Origin of the sequence: Archangium sp. (assembly GCF_036389735.1) — a bacterium.
In the GTDB taxonomy this organism is placed as follows: Bacteria; Myxococcota; Myxococcia; order Myxococcales; family Myxococcaceae; genus Archangium.
The window spans coordinates 1-1,712 of record NZ_DASVWK010000258.1; the positions used below are offsets into that span (position 1 = coordinate 1).

Genomic DNA, 1,712 nt, shown 5'->3' on the forward strand with positions numbered 1-1,712 from the left:
AGGACAGGCCGGACGCCCCGAGAATTTCACGTCCGGTGTCCTCTCGCAGACGTCAGCGGACGGTCAGGGTGAAGGGCTGGAGGGCCTTCAGCCCCGGCTCCAGCATCGACGGGGAATCCAGGCCGGTCTCGTGGACGAGCGCCCGCACGCCCGGCGGCAGGACGGGCTCGGGCGAGGGGAGGAGTTCGGCCAGCACCCCGGGCTCTCCGCCCCCGGAGGACAACAGTCCGCGCGCCTCGCCCAGCACCACCAGGTCCAGCTCCTCCCCGGGACGCACTCCGGCCCGCTTGCGCGCCGCCTCCACCGCGTCCGTCAGCCCGCCCAGCGAGTCCACCAGCCCGCGCTCCTTGGCCGCCGCGCCGGACCACACCCGCCCGCGGGCGATGCCATCCACCTTCGCCTTGTCGAGGCTCCGCGAGAGTGACACCTGGGTGATGAAGTCGTCATAGGCCGAGTCCACCCAGGCCTGCACCGCCTTCTGCTCGGCCTCCGTCCACGGGCCCCAGGTGTCGAGGATGTTGGCCATGGGCGCGCGGGAGATGGTCTCCTGGTTCACGCCCAGCTTGTCGCCCAGCAGGCCGCGCAGCACGGGCTTGAGGTAGAAGACGCCGATGCTGCCCGTGATGGTGGTGGGGGAGGCCCACACCTCATGCGCGCCCATGGCGGCGTAGTAGCCGCCCGAGGCCGCCACGTCGCCCATGGAGGCGATGACGGGCTTCTTCTTCTTCGCCTCCAGCACGGCGCGGTACATCAGCTCCGAGGCCAGCACGTCGCCGCCGCCCGAGTCCACCCGCAGCACGATGGCCGCCACGGACGGGTCCTTCTGGGCCCGCTCCAGGGCGAGCATCACCGTCTCCGCGCCCGCGATGGTGCCACCCAGCGGGGAGCCGCGGCTCTTGCCCCCGGAGATGTTGCCCACCACCGGCACCACCGCGATGCGGCGGCGTCCGCTCCAGCGCGGATCCCGCTCGTCCCTGGGCGCGTAGTAGGGGTCGTAGCTCGCCCCGGACACCATCGACTCGAGCTTCTTGTCCAACTCCTCGGGGAGCAGCACGCCGTCCACCAGCTTCAGCTCCTTGGCGCGCGCGGCGGTGAGGATGCCGGCGGTCCAGGCCTCCCGGAGGCGCTCGGGGGGGAGGTTGCGCGCCTTGGCCACCGCCGCCTCGTAGTGGCTCGTCTCGGTGTCCAGGTAGGCCTCGATCGTCTCGCGCTGCGCGGGGCTCATGTCGCGGCGGGTGAGCTGCTCGGGGGCCGTCTTGTACTGGCCCACGCGCGCCACGTCCCAGCTGACGCCCAGCTTCTCCATCGTCCCGCCCAGGTAGCTGACGTTGGCGGCCAGGCCGTTGATGGCGAGCGAGGAGCCGGGCAGTGCGTACAGCTCGTCCGCGGCCGAGCCCACGAAGTAGGCCCGGTCATCCACGCTGTAGAGTACCGCCATCACCCGCTTGCCCGAGGCGCGCAGCCGCAGCACCGCCTGGTGCAACTCGTCCGCCTTGCCCCAATTCACCCCCGGCAGGCCCGACACCTTCAGCAGCACGCCCTTGAGCCGCGGATCCTTCGCGGCGTGGTCCATCCATCGCACCAGCCGGATGTACGGGTCCGACTCCGAGAAGCCGAACAGCGCCAGCGCGGGGCTCACCCGCTCCTGGAGCCGGTCATCCAGGTCCACCAGGGCGATGGAGCCTCCGCCGACGCGCGGGGCGGGGTACTTC

The 1,712-nt window shown here is 71.8% G+C and carries 1 protein-coding gene; it reads right to left on the reverse strand.

Annotated features, from left to right (window positions below; translation table 11 throughout):
• Positions 1 to 52 precede the first annotated feature (52 nt).
• On the reverse strand, positions 53 to 1,712 hold a 1,660-nt coding region (gene sppA / locus VF794_RS09315), incomplete at its 5' end, for a signal peptide peptidase SppA (protein WP_331108885.1).